The organism is Weissella paramesenteroides, assembly GCF_051903945.1.
Taxonomy (GTDB): domain Bacteria; phylum Bacillota; class Bacilli; order Lactobacillales; family Lactobacillaceae; genus Weissella; species Weissella paramesenteroides_A.
Window position 1 is genome coordinate 292,573 of sequence record NZ_CP192268.1, and the last position, 17,144, is coordinate 309,716.

14 protein-coding genes, 3 tRNA genes and 1 riboswitch are annotated in these 17,144 nt (G+C 38.9%); of the genes, 14 read left to right on the forward strand and 3 right to left on the reverse strand.

Going from position 1 to position 17,144, the window contains the following annotated elements; all coding sequences use genetic code 11:
• Genes purS through purD form a run of 8 tightly spaced genes read left to right on the forward strand, consistent with a single transcriptional unit; the run spans window position 1 to window position 9,026 of the window.
• Complete coding sequence (purS, locus tag ACQ4QH_RS01380) at window positions 1–264, forward strand: phosphoribosylformylglycinamidine synthase subunit PurS (protein ID WP_439819010.1); 264 nt, start codon at window positions 1–3, stop codon at window positions 262–264.
• Entirely contained in the window at window positions 261–947 is a 687-nt protein-coding gene (gene purQ, locus ACQ4QH_RS01385) for a phosphoribosylformylglycinamidine synthase subunit PurQ (protein WP_439819011.1), read from the forward strand. Before purS ends, purQ begins: the two co-directional genes overlap by 4 nt.
• Window positions 940–3,174 (forward strand): phosphoribosylformylglycinamidine synthase subunit PurL, encoded by a 2,235-nt coding sequence (gene purL, locus ACQ4QH_RS01390; RefSeq protein WP_439819012.1) that lies wholly within the window; start codon window positions 940–942, stop codon window positions 3,172–3,174. The genes purQ and purL overlap by 8 nt, the downstream gene beginning before the upstream one ends.
• Window positions 3,159–4,619, forward strand: coding sequence for an amidophosphoribosyltransferase (gene purF / locus ACQ4QH_RS01395; RefSeq protein WP_439819013.1), 1,461 nt, complete (start codon window positions 3,159–3,161; stop codon window positions 4,617–4,619). The genes purL and purF overlap by 16 nt, the downstream gene beginning before the upstream one ends.
• A gap of 27 nt (window positions 4,620–4,646) precedes the next feature.
• On the forward strand, window positions 4,647–5,663 hold the full coding sequence (purM, locus tag ACQ4QH_RS01400; protein WP_439819014.1) for a phosphoribosylformylglycinamidine cyclo-ligase: 1,017 nt from the start codon (window positions 4,647–4,649) through the stop codon (window positions 5,661–5,663).
• On the forward strand, window positions 5,663–6,247 hold the full coding sequence (gene purN / locus ACQ4QH_RS01405) for a phosphoribosylglycinamide formyltransferase (protein WP_436586131.1): 585 nt from the start codon (window positions 5,663–5,665) through the stop codon (window positions 6,245–6,247). The genes purM and purN overlap by 1 nt, the downstream gene beginning before the upstream one ends.
• 2 nt (window positions 6,248–6,249) lie before the next feature.
• A complete protein-coding gene (gene purH, locus ACQ4QH_RS01410; protein ID WP_439819015.1) occupies window positions 6,250–7,779 on the forward strand; it encodes a bifunctional phosphoribosylaminoimidazolecarboxamide formyltransferase/IMP cyclohydrolase in 1,530 nt (509 codons plus the stop codon).
• A gap of 14 nt (window positions 7,780–7,793) precedes the next feature.
• Window positions 7,794–9,026, forward strand: coding sequence for a phosphoribosylamine--glycine ligase (gene purD / locus ACQ4QH_RS01415; RefSeq protein WP_439819016.1), 1,233 nt, complete (start codon window positions 7,794–7,796; stop codon window positions 9,024–9,026).
• Window positions 9,027–9,224: 198 nt separating this feature from the next.
• On the opposite strand, the gene ACQ4QH_RS01420 is transcribed toward purD, so the two are convergent.
• Together ACQ4QH_RS01420 and ACQ4QH_RS01425 are read right to left on the reverse strand one after the other, a co-directional pair.
• Window positions 9,225–9,297 (reverse strand) — tRNA-Lys (locus ACQ4QH_RS01420).
• A 110-nt stretch (window positions 9,298–9,407) separates the two neighbouring features.
• Window positions 9,408–9,480 (reverse strand) — tRNA-Lys (locus ACQ4QH_RS01425).
• A 135-nt stretch (window positions 9,481–9,615) separates the two neighbouring features.
• Window positions 9,616–9,718, forward strand: a riboswitch (purine riboswitch).
• A gap of 77 nt (window positions 9,719–9,795) precedes the next feature.
• Between ACQ4QH_RS01425 and guaB the strand changes: the two genes are divergently transcribed.
• Window positions 9,796–10,947 carry an IMP dehydrogenase gene (guaB, locus tag ACQ4QH_RS01430; protein WP_439819017.1) on the forward strand — a complete coding sequence of 384 codons (1,152 nt, stop codon included), beginning with the start codon at window positions 9,796–9,798 and terminating at the stop codon, window positions 10,945–10,947.
• Complete coding sequence (locus ACQ4QH_RS01435) at window positions 10,947–11,798, forward strand: IMP dehydrogenase (RefSeq protein ID WP_439819018.1); 852 nt, start codon at window positions 10,947–10,949, stop codon at window positions 11,796–11,798. The genes guaB and ACQ4QH_RS01435 overlap by 1 nt, the downstream gene beginning before the upstream one ends.
• A 65-nt stretch (window positions 11,799–11,863) precedes the next feature.
• On the opposite strand, the gene ACQ4QH_RS01440 is transcribed toward ACQ4QH_RS01435, so the two are convergent.
• Window positions 11,864–11,936 (reverse strand) — tRNA-Lys (locus tag ACQ4QH_RS01440).
• Window positions 11,937–12,188: 252 nt separating this feature from the next.
• On the opposite strand from ACQ4QH_RS01440, the gene yycF reads away from it, so the two are divergent.
• The 4 genes from yycF (at window position 12,189) to yycI (ending at window position 16,991) form a co-directional block, all read left to right on the forward strand.
• Window positions 12,189–12,893 (forward strand): response regulator YycF, encoded by a 705-nt coding sequence (gene yycF, locus ACQ4QH_RS01445; protein ID WP_002828720.1) that lies wholly within the window; start codon window positions 12,189–12,191, stop codon window positions 12,891–12,893.
• Between the two features lie 77 nt (window positions 12,894–12,970).
• Complete coding sequence (walK, locus tag ACQ4QH_RS01450; RefSeq protein WP_439819019.1) at window positions 12,971–14,854, forward strand: cell wall metabolism sensor histidine kinase WalK; 1,884 nt, start codon at window positions 12,971–12,973, stop codon at window positions 14,852–14,854.
• A complete protein-coding gene (yycH, locus tag ACQ4QH_RS01455; protein WP_439819020.1) occupies window positions 14,817–16,169 on the forward strand; it encodes a two-component system activity regulator YycH in 1,353 nt (450 codons plus the stop codon). The genes walK and yycH overlap by 38 nt, the downstream gene beginning before the upstream one ends.
• On the forward strand, window positions 16,170–16,991 hold the full coding sequence (gene yycI / locus ACQ4QH_RS01460) for a two-component system regulatory protein YycI (protein ID WP_439819021.1): 822 nt from the start codon (window positions 16,170–16,172) through the stop codon (window positions 16,989–16,991).
• Window positions 16,992–17,144: the final 153 nt, after the last annotated feature.

Below are 17,144 nucleotides of genomic sequence, written 5' to 3' on the forward strand. Positions count from 1 at the left end.
ATGACAGTTGTTAAAGTTTTTGTGAACTATAAAGAATCAATTTTGAATCCAGAGGCTGAGGCAATTAAACAAGCGTTAGGTCGCCTTGGTTATGACGATATTATTGATTTAAAAGTCGGAAAGACCTTTGAACTAACGTTTGCTGATCAATTGAGTCATGACGAGATTGATCATGAAGTTAATGAAATTTGTGATCGGATGTTAGCAAATTTTAACATGGAGAACTATCGCTATGAAATTAGCGACTCGGAGGCAATACAATGAGGTTTGCGGTTTTAGCATTTCCTGGATCTAATTGCGAGTTAGATGCTTATTATGCGGTTTCGGATGTGCTTCATGAAGAAGCAGAACTGGTTTCTTATGAAGCGGATTCGTTGATTGATTTTGATGCAGTGATTGTGCCGGGTGGTTTTTCTTATGGCGATTATTTACGTAGTGGTGCAATTGCACGTTTTGCACCAATTGTGCCAGCGTTACAAGAATTTGCGAAAAGTGGGAAACCAGTTATTGGTATCTGTAATGGTTTTCAAATTCTTACAGAAGCAGGCCTTTTACCAGGTACCTTGCAAAAAAATACAGTTGCTAAATTTGTGTGTCGAGACCAGCAGCTAGTTGTTGCAAATAATCAAACACCCTTTTCATCGTTATACGAAACGGGTGCAGTCATTACGTTACCAATTGCTCATGGTGATGGTAATTATTATTGTGATGCTGAGACGCTTAAAACGCTAGAAGAGAATAATCAAATTGTTTTTAGGTATCAAAATAACCCCAATGGTAGTTTGAGTGACATTGCTGGTGTTACTAATAGTGAAGGCAATGTTTTGGGTATGATGCCACACCCAGAACGAGCGGTTGAAAAAATATTGGGATCAGATGATGGTGTCCAATTATTTGCATCGATAATTAACTTTGTTAAGAAACATGAGGTAGTTAGCTATGAGTAGTGTTGGTGTTCAAACAGCAGAAATTTCACCCACAGATATTGAAGAACAAAAACTTTATCGTTCATTGGGACTATCGGATGATGAATATCAATTAATTAAAAATGAAATTCTAGGGCGTTTGCCAAATTATACTGAAGTCGGATTATTTTCAGGTATGTGGAGTGAACACTGTTCATACAAAAATTCAAAACCAGTTTTAAAAAAATTCTTTACCGCTGGGCCTCGTGTTGTAAAAGGACCAGGTGAAGGTGCCGGTATTATTGATATCGGTGATGGTCAAGGGGTAGTTTTTAAAGCTGAAAGCCATAATCATCCATCGGCAGTTGAACCATTTCAAGGAGCAACAACTGGGGTTGGTGGTATTTTACGTGATATTTTTTCAATGGGTGCTCGCCCAATTGCAAGCTTAGATAGTTTGCGTTTCGGGACGCCGCGTACTGCAGCAGATCGTTATTTAATTTCACAAGTGGTCGCTGGTATCAGTGCATATGGTAATTGTATTGGTGTTCCTACTGTAGGTGGCGATATGGCGTTTGATGATGCTTATGACCATAATCCGCTGGTCAATGTAATGTGTGTTGGCCTAATGGATTTGGAAAACATTCAAGTTGGTGCAGCGGCGGGTGTCGGTAACAGTATTATTTATGTTGGTGCTAAAACCGGTCGTGATGGGATCAATGGTGCATCATTTGCATCGTCACAATTTGATTCCGAACATGAAAGTCAACGGTCTGCTGTTCAAGTTGGGGATCCCTTTACTGAAAAATTAGTTATGGAAGCATGCTTAGAAATCAGTGAGCATCATGCAGATGCTTTGGTTGGTATGCAAGACATGGGTGCTGCCGGTTTAGTATCTTCTTCGGCAGAAATGGGTTCAAAAGCTGGTGGCAACGGTATGATTTTAGATTTGGATTTAGTGCCCCAACGTGAGACTAATATGACACCTTTTGAAATGATGCTATCAGAATCACAAGAACGAATGTTGTTATGCGTCAAAAGTGGCCGTGAAGATGAAGTATTAGCGGTATTTGACGAATATGGTGTGGAAGCAGTTGTGATTGGTCATGTTACTGATAATGATAGTTACCAACTAGTGCATCATGGCCAAATTGTTGCTGATGTACCAGTTGATGCACTTGCATCACAAGCACCGGTCTATCATCGTGAAAGTAAGGTACCAGCAAGAATTGAGCAAGCTAGTAAGCAACAGTTTGTGCCAGAAATTTCTTCAGCCACTGAAGTTTTAAAGCAAATGTTAGCCCAGTTAACAATTGCTTCAAAGGAAAGTGTTTATGAGACTTATGATTCACAAGTTCAAACGAACACGCTAGTAAAGCCTGGTTCTGATGCAGCGGTTGTTAGAATTCGTCATCATGATAAAGCGCTAGCTATGACAACAGATGTTAACGGCCGCTATCTATATCTAAATCCACGAATTGGTGGTCAAATGGCTGTGGCCGAAGCGGCAAGAAATATTGTGGCTTCCGGAGCTGTACCACTAGGTATAACGGATTGTTTGAATTTTGGTAACCCAGAAAAGCCAGAACAATTTTATGAATTAGACCAAGCGGTACAGGGAATGAGTGAGGCGTGTGAAAAGTTTGCTACCCCAGTTATCTCTGGGAATGTTTCTTTGAACAATGAGTTTGATGATGTGCCAATTTATCCAACCCCAATGGTGGGGATGGTTGGTTTGATTCAAAGGCTCGAACACATTACCACTCAGGATTTCAAACAAGCTGGTGATTTTGTTTATGTCATTGGTCAAACACATCAGGATTTTAATGGTTCTGAGATTCAGAAATTGCAGACCGATGAAATTTCAGGTCAATTGTTTGATTTTGACTTGGATTATGAAGTTAAAATACAAAATCTCGTAACGCAGGCAATTCAAAATAACCTGTTGCAAAGTGCACATGATGTTTCAGAAGGTGGCTTGATTGTTGCGATTGCAGAAGCGACATTTGGTAACCAGTTAGGTGTTGATTTGACTAGTAAATTGTCAGTTCGTCAATTTTTTGCTGAAACACAATCACGTTTTGTTGTTTCTGTGAGTCCTGAAAATCAAGTGGCTTTCAAACAATTGGTTGGTGCACATGCAACGTATTTGGGTCGAGTGACTGACGATGCTCGTTTGCAAGTCACGGCGCAAGATGGTGCCTTTGATCTTTCAGTTGCTCAAGCATTGGATATTTGGAAAGGAGCTTTGCCATGCAGTCTGAATTAAGTCATTTGAATGAAGAATGTGGTGTCTTTGGTGTCTGGGGTACGCCAGACGCAGCATTTTTAACCTATACTGGTTTATTTGCATTGCAACACCGTGGTCAAGAAGGCGCGGGCATCACGATTAATGATGATGGACAACTTAGAACGAAACGTGGTTTAGGTTTGCTTAACGATGTATTCAATGCAGCAGATCTTGAACAACTTCAAGGACAAGCAGCGATAGGACATGTCCGTTATTCAACGGCAGGTAGTAATTTACTAGAAAATATCCAACCATTACCTTTCAATTTTAGTGACACACAGTTTGCACTTGCTCACAATGGTAATTTGACAAATGCAGAGACAATTCGGAAAAACTTAGAAGATAGAGGTGCGATATATCATTCAAGTTCAGATTCAGAGAATTTAATGCATCTTATCCGATTAAGTAAAGCAACAACGTTAGATGAACAAGTTAAGGATGCCTTGCGGACGATTAAAGGTGGTTTTGCTTATTTATTATTGACGAAGGATCGTCTTTATGCCGCCCTTGATCCAAATGGTTTTCGACCACTTGTTGTTGGTAAATTGCCGAATGGTGGCTTTGTGGTTTGTAGCGAAACCTGCGCCTTAGATGCTGTCGGTGCGATTTTTTTCTGTGATGTTCAACCCGGTCAATTATTGCGAATTGATGAGTCAGGGTTATCAATTTCTGCTTATACGACAGACACGCAATTAGCAATTTGTTCAATGGAATTTATTTATTTTGCCCGCCCGGATTCAGATATTTATGGTGTAAATGTGCATTCTGCTCGTAAACGTATGGGGGCACTATTAGCCAAGGAACAACCAGTTGAAGCCGACTTGGTAACCGGTGTGCCCAATTCTTCTTTATCGGCGGCTATGGGTTATGCCCAGGAATCAGGGTTGCCTTATGAGATGGGCTTGATAAAAAATCAGTATTCTGCCCGCACATTTATTCAACCTACGCAAAAATTACGTGAGCAGGGTGTGAATATGAAACTATCAGCTGTCAAAGGTGTCGTAGCTGGGAAACGAGTTGTTTTGGTTGATGATTCTATCGTACGTGGCACAACTAGCCGGCGCATCGTGAAGTTATTAAAAGATGCTGGAGCAGCAGAAGTTCACTTGCGGATAGCCTCACCAGCACTAAAGTATCCTTGTTTTTATGGGATAGATATTCAACACGCCAGTGAATTGATTGCGGCAAATCAAACTTTGGCAGAAATGCGGCAAACATTTGGCGCAGATTCATTAGGATTTTTAAGTGTACCAAGTTTAATAAAAGCTGTTGGGTTAAATACTGGTGCACCGAATGGTAGTCTGTGTGTTGCTTATTTTGATGGTAAATATCCAACACCACTTTATGATTATCAAGAACAATACGACCAAGAGCAGGAAAAATTACGTCGGCAAGATGAACCTCAACATGTAACGACATTTTAACATCAGTTAACAGGAAAGGATCATAGAATGGATGCCTATAAAAAGGCGGGCGTTGATATTAATGCAGGATATCAATTGGTCGATCAAATAAAAAAATTAGCACACAATGAATCATTGGGTTCGTTTGGCGGACTATTTTCGTTAGACGTTGGATCATATCAAGAGCCGGTTTTAGTTGCAGGAACTGATGGTGTTGGCACCAAATTGCTAATTGCAATTCAAGCGAATAAGAATACGCAAGTGGGCATCGATTTGGTGGCTATGTGTGTTAATGATGTGTTATCACAGGGAGCCAAGCCATTGTTTTTTCTCGACTATTTGGGAACTGGTCATTTAGATCAAGGACAAGCCAAAGATATTATAACTGGCGTGGTCGAAGGGGTGAAACAAGCTGGTGCACTGCTATTAGGCGGTGAAACGGCTGAAATGCCCGATATGTATGCTACGCAACATTATGATTTAGCAGGATTTGCGGTTGGTATTGCCGACAAAAAACAGTTATTAACAGCTGAGAATACGCAAAATGGTGATGTACTCATTGGTTTAGCATCAAATGGTTTGCATTCAAATGGATTTAGCTTGGTACGTGATATTTTATTTAAACAAAATGACTTTTCATTACATGAGACATTGCCAGGTTACAAACACGATTTGCAAACTGAATTGTTAAAACCTACCCGAATCTATGTTGATGCAGTCTACCCTTTGATAGAACAAAAGCTAGTACATACCATTGCCCACATTACTGGTGGTGGTCTAATTGAAAATGTTGGTCGTATTTTGAATAAAGACCAGCGTGCTGAAATAAATGTAGCGACTTGGCCAATGCCGGGAATTATGCATTCATTACAAGAATTGGGCCAGCTGACATTTACTGATATGACGCAGACTTTTAATTTAGGAATTGGCATGGTTCTAGCAGTTGATCCAGACAATGTAGAAAAGGTGATGACGTTATTACAACAGTCAGGTGAAAGGGTTTATCAAATTGGTCGAGTTGTTTCGGGACAACAGGAAGTCAAATTGAAAGGCGAATTGCAGTGATGTCAATAATCAAAAAAATAGCGATTTTTGCTTCAGGCGAGGGGTCTAACTTTACAGCCTTATGTCAGGCATTTAAGCGTGAAAAAATGCCAGTTCAAGTTGCGCTACTAGTCTGTGATCACCAAAATGTGCCAGTATTGCAACGTGCTAAAAATGAGAGTGTTCCTACCTTGGTAGTCAATTTTCGTGACTATCCAGATAAAGCATCAGCAGAAGCGGTTATTGCAGCAAAATTAGCTGCTGAACAAATTGATTTTATTTTGTTAGCAGGATATATGCGCATTATCGGTCCAACCTTATTAGCAGGGTATGCCGGTAAAATGGTCAATATTCACCCAGCATTATTGCCAAGTTTTCCTGGTCGTCATGGCATTGAGGATGCTTATGAAGCAGGCGTGTCAACAACTGGCGTAACAATTCATTGGGTTGATGCAGGTGTCGATTCGGGTCAGATTATTGCCCAGCGTCAGGTACCAATTTATAAAACAGATCAGCTTACTGATCTTGAACAAAGGATTCATCAGGTTGAACATAAATTTTATCCATCAGTTGTTAAAGAGCTATTAGAAAAAGGAGAATTCTAAAAATGACTAAAAGAGCATTGTTGAGCGTTTCGGATAAAACAGGTTTATTGGAATTCGCACGCCAGTTAATTGCCCTAGATTTTGAAATTATTTCAACTGGGGGAACAAAAAAAGTCCTTGAAGATGGCGGACTAGCTGTTATTGGTGTTGAAGATATTACTGGTTTTCCTGAAATGCTAGACGGTCGCGTCAAAACTTTGCATCCGAAAATTCATGGTGGATTACTAGCAAAACGTCATAATTTGGCACACATGTCACAACTCGAAGAAGCGGGTATTTCACCTATTGATTTAGTTGTTGTTAATTTGTATCCTTTCAAGGAAACGATTAAAAAACCTGAAACAACTGAAGCAGAAGCAATTGAGCAAATTGATATTGGCGGTCCATCAATGTTACGTGCGGCCGCAAAAAACTTTGCCGATGTTTTGTCAGTGGTTGATACTGCCGATTATGAACGGGTGATATCATTTTTAGAAGCTGGTCAAGAAGATTTAACTTTCAGAAAGGAATTGGCAGCAAAAGTATTTCAACATACGGCGGCATATGATGCGTTGATTGCAAATTACCTGACAACCGAAGAATTTCCTGAGAAGTTAACATTAACATACGAGAAACAACAAAGCCTGCGTTATGGTGAAAATAGCCATCAAGCAGCGGCGTTTTACCGTAATCCTATTCCAGCAAAGTTATCAATTATCACGAAACAATTACATGGTAAGGAGTTATCTTTCAATAACTTGAAGGATGCTAATGCAGCCTTAAACATGGTTAGTGAATTTGCAGAACCATGTGTGGTTGCAATGAAGCATATGAATCCGTGTGGTGTTGGTATTGCTGATAATATTGAACAAGCTTGGGACGAGGCGTACGAATCAGATCCGATGTCGATTTTTGGCGGTATCGTCGCAGTTAATCGTGAGATTGATGCGGCAACTGCCCAGAAAATGCATGAAATTTTCTTGGAAATTGTCATTGCACCATCATTTAGTGCTGAAGCTTTGGAGATTCTTGGTAAGAAAAAGAATATTCGTTTATTGCAGGCCGACTTAAGCCATCGTGATGAGGCAGAACGTTTCGAAACGATTGCAGTTAGTGGTGGGTTGCTTGTCCAAGAAACTGACCGTCAAGTTGAAACAGTGTCAGATTTTAAAGTGGTAACTAAGACGCAACCAACGGCTGCACAATTGCAAGCATTGCAATTTGGTCAACATGTCGTGAAGTTTGTAAAAAGTAATGCTATTGTTGTCACAACAGCTACAAAAACACTAGGCGTTGGTATGGGACAACCTAATCGCATTGATGCAACAAAGATTGCAATCCAAAAAGCGATGCCTAAAGAAGGTTATGAACATGCTATTTTGGCCTCAGATGCCTTCTTCCCAATGGACGACTGCGTTGAGTATGCTGCACAGCATAATATTAAAGCAATCGTTCAACCAGGTGGTAGTATTCGTGATAAAGATTCTATTGCGATGGCCGATAAGTATGGTATTGCAATGGTGACTACCGGTGTACGTCACTTTAGACATTAGAAAGGGGCAGTGTGATGGTCAACGTTTTGATCATTGGTTCTGGCGCACGTGAACATGCAATTGCCACAACCTTTCTTAAGAGTAAGCAGGTTGAGCAGGTTTTTTGTGCACCAGGAAATCCTGGCATGCAAGCAAGTGGTATTCAAACAGTTGCAATTGCCGAAAATGATTTTGAAAAAGTAGCTCTTTTTGCTGAGCAACAACCGATAGACTTGGTGTTTGTTGGTCCAGAGGCGCCACTGGCTAGTGGTATTGTAGACTTCTTAACGGCTAAGGGGATTCGTGTTTTTGGGCCTAATCAGGCAGCAGCTAGATTGGAAAGTGATAAACAGTTTGCTAAAGAATTTATGAGTCGCAATCACGTGCCAACAGCAGCCTTTTCTTCGTTTAAGGATTTTGAGCAGGCATTGAACTATGCCCAAAAATTATTACTGCCAGTAGTGATTAAAGAGAATGGTTTGGCAGGTGGCAAGGGAGTTCGCATTGTTAAAGAAGCTGATGAATTAGCATTTGCTTTGCGTGAAGGTTTAAAAAAATCTGGCCAAATTCTTGTAGAAGAATACCTAGAAGGCGAAGAATTCTCATTGATGTTGTTTGTTGGCGGGCCAAACCCTGTTATTTTGCCAATTTCACAAGACCATAAAAAAATATACGCAGGAGAAACGGGACCAAATACAGGTGGTATGGGTGCTTATTCGCCAGTGCCACATATTACAGATGATATTATTGCACGTGTTGAACAAACAATTGTCAAACCTACGATAAATGGGTTATTGCGTGAAAATTTGATGTATGCGGGGACATTGTATATTGGTTGTATGTTGACTAGTGAGGGGATCAAAGTAATAGAATTTAATGTCCGTTTGGGTGATCCGGAAACACAAGTTTTGTTACCACAATTAGAGAGTGATTTTTATACAGCGATAACAGACTTGATTGCTGGCAAAAATCCACAGATGGTTTGGCAGACACAAGATTATTACTTAGGAACAGTTGTTGCTGCTCCGGGATACCCGGACGCGCCTAAACAACACATTGTTTTACCGATATTACCACAGAATGTTTTTTATGCTGGGGTTAGTGCGGAGGAACAACGATTATATAGTTCGGGTGGGCGTATTTTTACACTTATTGCGCGTGCACCGAGTTTGAAAGAGGCACAAAGTAGTGTCAATACTGCCCTAAAGAATATGAATTTGAATGATTTTTACTATCGAACAGATATTGGATTCCGTGATATCGACTAATTAATATCATTTTAGCAAGAAGAGGTTGGAACGTTTTCTTTTGTCCCAAACTTTTGGAAAAAGCTCAAGGTCATCAATCTACCGACTTCAAGTCGATGGATTGGTGATTCTTTTGGTATATATGCCAGATGCGTTTTAATTTTTGTTATTAAAAATACAAAAAAAGAGAACGACCGAAGTCATTCTCTTTCAAAATAGTGGACAAGCAGGGGCTCGAACCCTGGACCCACGGATTAAGAGTCCGTTGCTCTACCAACTGAGCTACTTGTCCAAAGTAATAAATTGTCTCGCAACAACAAATAATAATATATCATACAATAAGTATGTGTGCAAGTTTTTTTGAAAATAAAAAAGCCGATTCAAAATCAGCTTTCGAAATAGTGGACAAGCAGGGGCTCGAACCCTGGACCCACGGATTAAGAGTCCGTTGCTCTACCAACTGAGCTACTTGTCCAAATTAATAATATTGTCTCACAACAACGGATATAAATATATCATATAGAAGGAATGATTGCAAGTTTTTTTGGTTTAAAAAATTTAAAAATAAGTACTTGCAATTTTTTAGAAGTCGAGTAGAATCAATTGATAAATAAATATGAACTACCTTGTAGATTTAATCGTTAGATAAATGGGCTAACAAGTCTCTACCGCCTACCCGATAATAGGCGACAATCCACAATTGATTAGTGAAACTGTCTGGTTAACTAGCATTTGTTGGATTCTATGCAATCTTGCAAATGCTTTTTTTATACAAAAAAATGGAGGAAATATGGCTAATTATAGTGTTGCAAACAAATTTGTACCGATGGGGTTAACTTTTGAAGATGTCTCGTTACCGAAAAATACTGTGGGTAACCAACAAGATAAAATATCTATGCAAACTATACTTACGCCGACGTTGAAATTAAATCAACCTATTTTATCTGCCGCAATGGATACGGTCACAGAATCTCCGATGGCAATTGCTTTGGCAAAATTTGGTGGTCTTGGTGTAATTCACAAAAACATGTTGATTGCAGATCAAGCAGCAGAAATCCGTTTCGTTAAATCTACGACGGTAGATTTGACGCTCGATCCAAATGCATCAGTTGACGATGACGGCCGTTTAATTGTTGCTGGTGCAGTAGGTGTTACATCAAATACACTTGAACGTGTGCGAGCATTAGTCGCAGCTGGTGCGGATGCAATTGTCCTTGATTCGGCTCATGGACATTCTGAAGGCGTTTTACGTAAGATTCGTGAAGTTCGTGATGCCTTTCCTAAAATCAATATTATCGCTGGAAATATCGCGACAAAAGAAGGTGCTAGTGCCCTGTATGATGCGGGAGCAGATGTTGCTAAGGTTGGGATTGGTCCTGGATCAATTTGTACAACTCGTGTGGTTGCTGGTGTTGGTGTACCTCAAATTTCAGCAATTGCTGCAGCGGCGGAAGCAGCAAAGGAATACAATAAAGCAATTATTGCTGACGGTGGTATTAAAACTTCAGCAGATATGTCAAAAGCTATTCTAGCTGGTGGTCATGCAATTATGTTAGGGTCAGTCCTTGCTGGCACATTTGAAACACCTGGTGATGTGTTGACTGATGAAACTACTGGATTGCGATTTAAAGCTTACAGAGGCATGGGCTCAATTGCAGCGATGCAAAATGGATCAAAAGATCGTTATTTCCAGGGCGAAGTCAATGAAGCAAATAAAATGGTGCCAGAAGGTATTGAAGGTAAAACACCATATAAGGGAACATTGCTTGATGTTTTGCGACCTGCATTAAATGACGTCGCTGAAAACTTAAATAATGGTGGCTTTACCTCAATTCTACAGGCTGCTGAGAATGGAAACTTGATAGTAGCGACAGCGACACAGGATTATGCAAAAGTACCACAAAGCGTACGCATCATGCAAAACAAGGAGGAATTAGTATAATGTTTAGCCAAAATGGACTAGGACTTGATGAGGTGTTGTTGGTACCAAGTGCTTCCAATGTATTACCAAATGAAATTGATATTAGTACACAGGTTGCTGAAAATATTACACTATCAATTCCGGTAATTGGCGCAACGGGATTTACAACTATGGCAAATGCAATTGATTTTGCAAAAGAAGGTACATTGGCCATTTTGCCAGTACAATTATCAACATCTGAAAACGTAACCAAAATTAAGCAATTAGATAATCAGTATCTAGTTGGGGTATCGGTAGAAGCTACGGATACTGTAGCTAAATTGGTACAAGCAGGTGCTGATGTTGTGCAAGTCCTACCAACTGATAATCAAGACTTTTTGGTAAAAAACATTAGTGAAATTAAATCTAGCTTTAATGCATTACCAGTCTGGTTCGGACCGATAGATGATTTGGAAATTGCCAAACAAGCACTTGTGGCAGGTGCTGATACAATTATCGTTGGTGCTGCTGATGGTGATCCAATGGATGCTATCGTGACAACTGTTATGGCTTTTGCTGAACAAGCTGCTGAATTTAACAAAAATGTTATTCTCGGTTCAGGTATTCAATACAGTGGGGATGTGGTTAAAGCACTGGCTGCCGGTGCGGTTGCAACAATGATTGATGAAACAATGATTACGGATGTTATTGCAGATAACATTTTTCAAATCAGTGGGGGCTTGCGATCGGGTATGGGGTACACTGGTTCAGGTGATGTAGAAACACTGCGTCAGCAAGCGCAATTTGTTCAAATCACTTCGGCAGGTTTAACTGAAAGTCATCCACATGATATTGAATTGATTAAGGATGCTCCGAATTATCATCATATCTAATCGATGACATAATGAAAAAAAGACGTCAGAATTTTCTTAATTCTGACGTCTTTCTTTTAATATAGTGGACAAGCAGGGGCTCGAACCCTGGACCCACGGATTAAGAGTCCGTTGCTCTACCAACTGAGCTACTTGTCCAAATTGATGAAATTGTTTCGCAACAACGAATAATAATATACCACCAGTAAAAAAAGATTGCAAGCATTAAATAAAAAAATCATATCGAATGAATTAATAAACCGTGTATAAATTTTTTATTATGAAGTAAAATGTACCTATATACGGTCGCGTAATCTTGTTTTTTAAATTTTTGATAAAGTTTTATTTTGGTAAAAGCTGCTTGCATGATATAATATCAATCAGAGACCCACCCTTGGGAGGAACATAGTGATGAGTAAAATATTGGTCGTAGATGACGAAAAGCCTATTTCAGATATTATAAAATTTAATTTAACTAAAGAAGGTTATGATGTCGCTGTGGCGATGGATGGTCGTGAAGCCTTGGATTTGTTTGAGAGTGAGGAACCAGACTTGGTTCTTCTAGATCAAATGTTACCTGAGGTTGAGGGAACTGAAGTATTGCGTCAAATTCGGACAAAATCTCAAACACCAGTTATCATGGTTACTGCAAAAGATTCGGAAATTGACAAAGTGCTTGGTTTAGAAATGGGTGCGGATGATTATGTCACGAAACCATTTTCAAACCGTGAACTATTGGCGCGAATAAAGGCTAATTTGCGTCGTCAATCACCGGTTTCTGGACAATCAGGTCAGGTTGATGATAGTGGTGACATTAAAATTGGCGCACTGACTATCCATCCTGATGCCTACATGGTTTCTAAAAATGGACAAGATATCGAATTGACTCATCGTGAGTTTGAGTTATTACACCACTTGTCAAAGCATATTGGACAAGTTATGACACGTGATGATTTATTACAAACGGTATGGGGTTATGATTATTTCGGGGATGTACGCACAGTTGATGTCACTGTACGACGCATTCGTGAAAAAATTGAAGAGACACCAAGTCATCCACAAATTTTGATGACCCGTCGCGGTGTCGGATATTATTTAAAAGCTTCAGAAGAATAAATCATTAAATTGAAAGGCTAGTGCCTTGCCAAATGGCATGGCGCTAGCCTTTTTCGTAATTAAGAAAGGCAGTATTCATGCAAAGTAGTCGCAAAGGGCGCCGCTTTTTTTCATCTATTCACTTTAAAATTGCATTAGTATTTACGCTAACATTAATTGTTACTTTGGAATTAGTTGGTGCTTTTTTTGTGCGTCAATTAGAGCAACAAAGTTTATCATCTTTTCGTGATCAGATTGCTTTGCCTGCATATGTTGACGATTCCTTGACGCAACAATTGGCTAGTAGTAGTCATTCAAAGGTGAATCAAGATGTTCATACAATTTTAACGTCAACGAACAATGCTGCTATTTCAGAAATTCAAGTTTTTGATACAGCAGGAGTTTTACGTGGAACGAATGATGTTAATAATCAAGATAAAATTGGGCAAAAGACAACCGACTCAAATATCAAGGCAGCTATTAATGGTAATAAATATAGAAAAAATCCAATTGTTACGGTTAACAGTACGCGTTATCAATTAGTAGTTAAACCACTGGTTAATACGGTGGATGGAGAAAGTAATGTTGTTGGTGTGGTTGTTGTTCGAGCTAGTTTAGAGTCAGTTTATAATAATTTAACAAAGATATCATACATCTATTTTGCATCATTAGTTTTTGCGGTTGTTCTGGGTATTATTATGGCGATTTTTATCTCACGTAGTATTACGCGACCAATTGCTGAGATTAGTGCAAGAACAACTAAAATTGCGCAGGGTGATTATTCTGGCGGTATCGTCGTTCGGACAAATGATGAAATTGGTAAGCTCGCACAAGATGTTAACGTGTTGGCAGCACGTATTGAAGAAACAACTAATTCAATGGACTTTGAACGTCGTCGTTTAGACTCTGTTTTGGAGCATATGAGTGATGGTGTTATTGCAACAGACCGACGCGGTAATATTAACATTATAAATATTGCAGCTTTACGGATGACAGGGTTATCTGAAAATCAGGAAGCCAATGGTCGTTCGATTTTGGATATTTTACGTATTGCAGATCAATATAGTTTGCGTGATCTTTTAGATAATCGACATGAGTTATTATTAGATTTTAGTACAGATGAACATCCATTAATGATTCGGGCATATTTTAGCCTAATTGAACGCGCATCAGGATTTATTTCAGGATTGGTTATCGTTTTGCATGACGTTACTGAACAGCAGCGAACTGAACGTGAACGTCGGCAATTCGTTTCTAATGTGTCACATGAGTTGCGTACACCGCTAACTTCTGTTAAATCATATGTGGATGCTTTGCAAGATGGTGCAGTAGAAGATCCAGAAGTTGCACATAACTTCTTACAAGTTGCTCAAGATGAGACCACACGTATGATTCATATGATTAATGATTTGTTAGAACTGTCACGTATGGATTCAGGTACCATGAAGCTGGAGAAAGAGTACATTAACATTGCGGCATTGTTTAATTATATTCTAGATCGTTTTGATATGATTATTGCCAATGACGATAAACCAGAAAAATATTACACGATTAAGCGTATGATTCCGCAATTACAAATCTGGGTCGAAATTGATACATCGAAATTTACGCAGGTAATTGACAATATTATGAACAATGCCATTAAATATTCTCCTGATGGTGGCGTTATTACGGCGCGATTAGAAGATCGCGATAGTGAAGTGGTTTTGAGTATTACTGATCAAGGATTAGGTATTCCAAAGTCAAATATGAAACAAATTTTTGATCGTTTCTTCCGTGTCGATAAAGCTCGTTCTAGAGCACAAGGTGGTACAGGTCTTGGTTTGGCTATCTCGAAAGAAATTATTGAGCGTTTTAATGGTCGTGTATGGGTAGAATCGACTGAAGGTGAAGGATCAACATTCTCGATTGCATTACCGTATGAGCCATATAATGAGTTAGACGATGATTGGGATGATGGTGCGTGGGATGAAGAAGAATAAGCAATGGCGTGTTAATATAAGATATTTTAGACAACGTTATGGTGTAATTATTGCACTCATTATTGCGATATTAATTAGTATTTTTTTATCAGTACAATTATGGCGCAGTCCTGGTCAATCGATGAAACAACAGAAAGTAATTAATGACACAACCCAAGAAAATGTTAGTGGGGAGAATTTAACAAGTGTTTATAGTATTTCCCAATTAGTATTTAATCAATCAGATAAAGAACTTAGCGTCATTGACTATCGCACGTTATATTCAAAAATTGTTGATCGTGTGAAAGAATGGGATATTGCTTATAAAACAAGTGATGTTTTAAAAAAGACAACTTACCTAAATTCACTGTCTCAAAAAAATACAATTGTGATGAGCTTTCCCGATGCTGTTTCTGGTAATGTCATACAGTCTATTTTTGGTAAACGTATTAAGATAGCTGGTAATGCGACAATTAATCATGTGCAAATATCGCAGGATGATAGTAATAAACTTTTCTTTTATGATGATCATCATCATAAAAGGTATGCCTACCAGGTATCGAATGCGCCGCAAACGGTCCAACATTTGAAGCCTAGCAAAAAAACGGCAAGCGTGGACTATCAGTGGGTTGGTGAACATGTCATGGCAGCAACAACAACGCCAGTTAAATTACAAAGTTATAGTTATTTACTAGATGTTGACAGCACGGTATCGCGACTAACAAAACTCTTTTCAGATAGTGGTAAACGTGATGTGAACAATGGTCAGGAAATTTTAACATATTCTAACGGTGATAATCGTCGGATGGCACATAATGTCACGACAGGTTCTATTAATTATGATGCGTATAATGTTAATCGCAAGGCAAATACATTTAATCAACGACAACACGAGGGTTATCGTTGGCTAGTTAATTTACACCAAAATTCAGATAATTTATACTATTTTGAAGAACGTGACCAGGGTCAAACATTGACGTATCGTTTGTTTGTTAATGGATTGCCTATTTTTGGACAAACATCATATGGTTCTGTACAAATAAAGCAATTACCTAATAAACATGCAAGAATTGGAATGTCACAATATTCATTGCGGGTACCATTGCCAACAGATCAAAAGAATCAAATTAATATTGAGCCAATGGCTAGTGCGATGGCTGATTTAGAAAGTGTCGGTGTATCGCGAAATGATATCGAACAAATGTCAATTGGCTACCGCTGGCAATTGGATCCGGACAATCAAATTGTTACCTTGGATCCGGGATGGTATTTTGAACAGAATCATGTCTGGCGATCGGTGACAGATCAGGTTAAAAGTGAGCAAGGAGGTCATTAAATGGATTTTAGAAAAGTCTTGGCGGCCTTCTTAGCGGTGTTTATTGCGCTGGATATCTTTTTGGGTGTTCAATGGGTGCGGGCATATCCATTTAGTGATAACCGCACAACAGATCAACAAATATTAGATGAAATGAGTGATGATGGCATTTCGTATGGTTCTTTAGTACAAGATCGTCATTCAGGTTCATATTTAGCTGGTAAAAATGGCAAACAAGTTCTGGTTGATAAACAAAATGAACTTAAGCCCGGCTGGCAAACCTCGTTTTCGGATGATCAATTAGTTGTTGTCCCCCAGAAGCCTGTGCAGTTAGGTGTGGATTCAGCAAGTGATGTGATGAATTTGGACAAATTTGTTGCAAAAGATGATCAAGTGATTATGGGGAATGAATATCAATATAGTAAAAAGATGACCCAAATCGCACGAGCTAAAGAAAACAAACATACGACATCGAAACTCTATGTTTTCGTGGAAAAAATCCCGGCAGATAATCATGAATTTGTTACTGATCTTGCACAAATAGTCTTTGAAGTTGATAGTAATCATCGGCTACAAAAGTATGAACAACAATACGTCAATCAAACGCAATTTTTGCGTGATGATATGCAATTGATTTCTGAAAAACAAGCGTTGATTAATCTTTATCAATATAATGAATTACCCAATAATAGTACAGTTAAATTATCAAAAATAGGTTATGCGCCACTAACAACGGTTAAAAAAGATATCATCTTTATCCCCGTATGGCAGTTCTTAGTATCTACTAATAAAGACACAACTTTGATTACCGTTAATGCGATAAATGGTTCGATAATGAAATAAATATGTCATCACGTGGTAGAATATTACTTGTGGTGGCATCATAATGAATAGTGTATGAAACATCAAAGGCATTGAAATAATGCTGGGTGTGTCTCTTCCTTTTCGTGGTTGCCCGTAATCTCGTAGCATTTAGAGATTGCGGGTTTCTGAATA

Excerpts from the sequence above, each read along its gene's own strand:
- purS (WP_439819010.1), top strand. The coding sequence starts at position 1 with ATGACAGTTGTTAAAGTTTTTGTGAACTATAAAGAATCAATTTTGAAT.
- purQ (WP_439819011.1), top strand. The coding sequence starts at position 261 with ATGAGGTTTGCGGTTTTAGCATTTCCTGGATCTAATTGCGAGTTAGAT.
- purL (WP_439819012.1), top strand. The coding sequence starts at position 940 with ATGAGTAGTGTTGGTGTTCAAACAGCAGAAATTTCACCCACAGATATT.
- purF (WP_439819013.1), top strand. The coding sequence starts at position 3,159 with ATGCAGTCTGAATTAAGTCATTTGAATGAAGAATGTGGTGTCTTTGGT.
- purM (WP_439819014.1), top strand. The coding sequence starts at position 4,647 with ATGGATGCCTATAAAAAGGCGGGCGTTGATATTAATGCAGGATATCAA.
- purN (WP_436586131.1), top strand. The coding sequence starts at position 5,663 with ATGTCAATAATCAAAAAAATAGCGATTTTTGCTTCAGGCGAGGGGTCT.
- purH (WP_439819015.1), top strand. The coding sequence starts at position 6,250 with ATGACTAAAAGAGCATTGTTGAGCGTTTCGGATAAAACAGGTTTATTG.
- purD (WP_439819016.1), top strand. The coding sequence starts at position 7,794 with ATGGTCAACGTTTTGATCATTGGTTCTGGCGCACGTGAACATGCAATT.
- guaB (WP_439819017.1), top strand. The coding sequence starts at position 9,796 with ATGGCTAATTATAGTGTTGCAAACAAATTTGTACCGATGGGGTTAACT.
- ACQ4QH_RS01435 (WP_439819018.1), top strand. The coding sequence starts at position 10,947 with ATGTTTAGCCAAAATGGACTAGGACTTGATGAGGTGTTGTTGGTACCA.
- yycF (WP_002828720.1), top strand. The coding sequence starts at position 12,189 with ATGAGTAAAATATTGGTCGTAGATGACGAAAAGCCTATTTCAGATATT.
- walK (WP_439819019.1), top strand. The coding sequence starts at position 12,971 with ATGCAAAGTAGTCGCAAAGGGCGCCGCTTTTTTTCATCTATTCACTTT.
- yycH (WP_439819020.1), top strand. The coding sequence starts at position 14,817 with ATGATTGGGATGATGGTGCGTGGGATGAAGAAGAATAAGCAATGGCGT.
- yycI (WP_439819021.1), top strand. The coding sequence starts at position 16,170 with ATGGATTTTAGAAAAGTCTTGGCGGCCTTCTTAGCGGTGTTTATTGCG.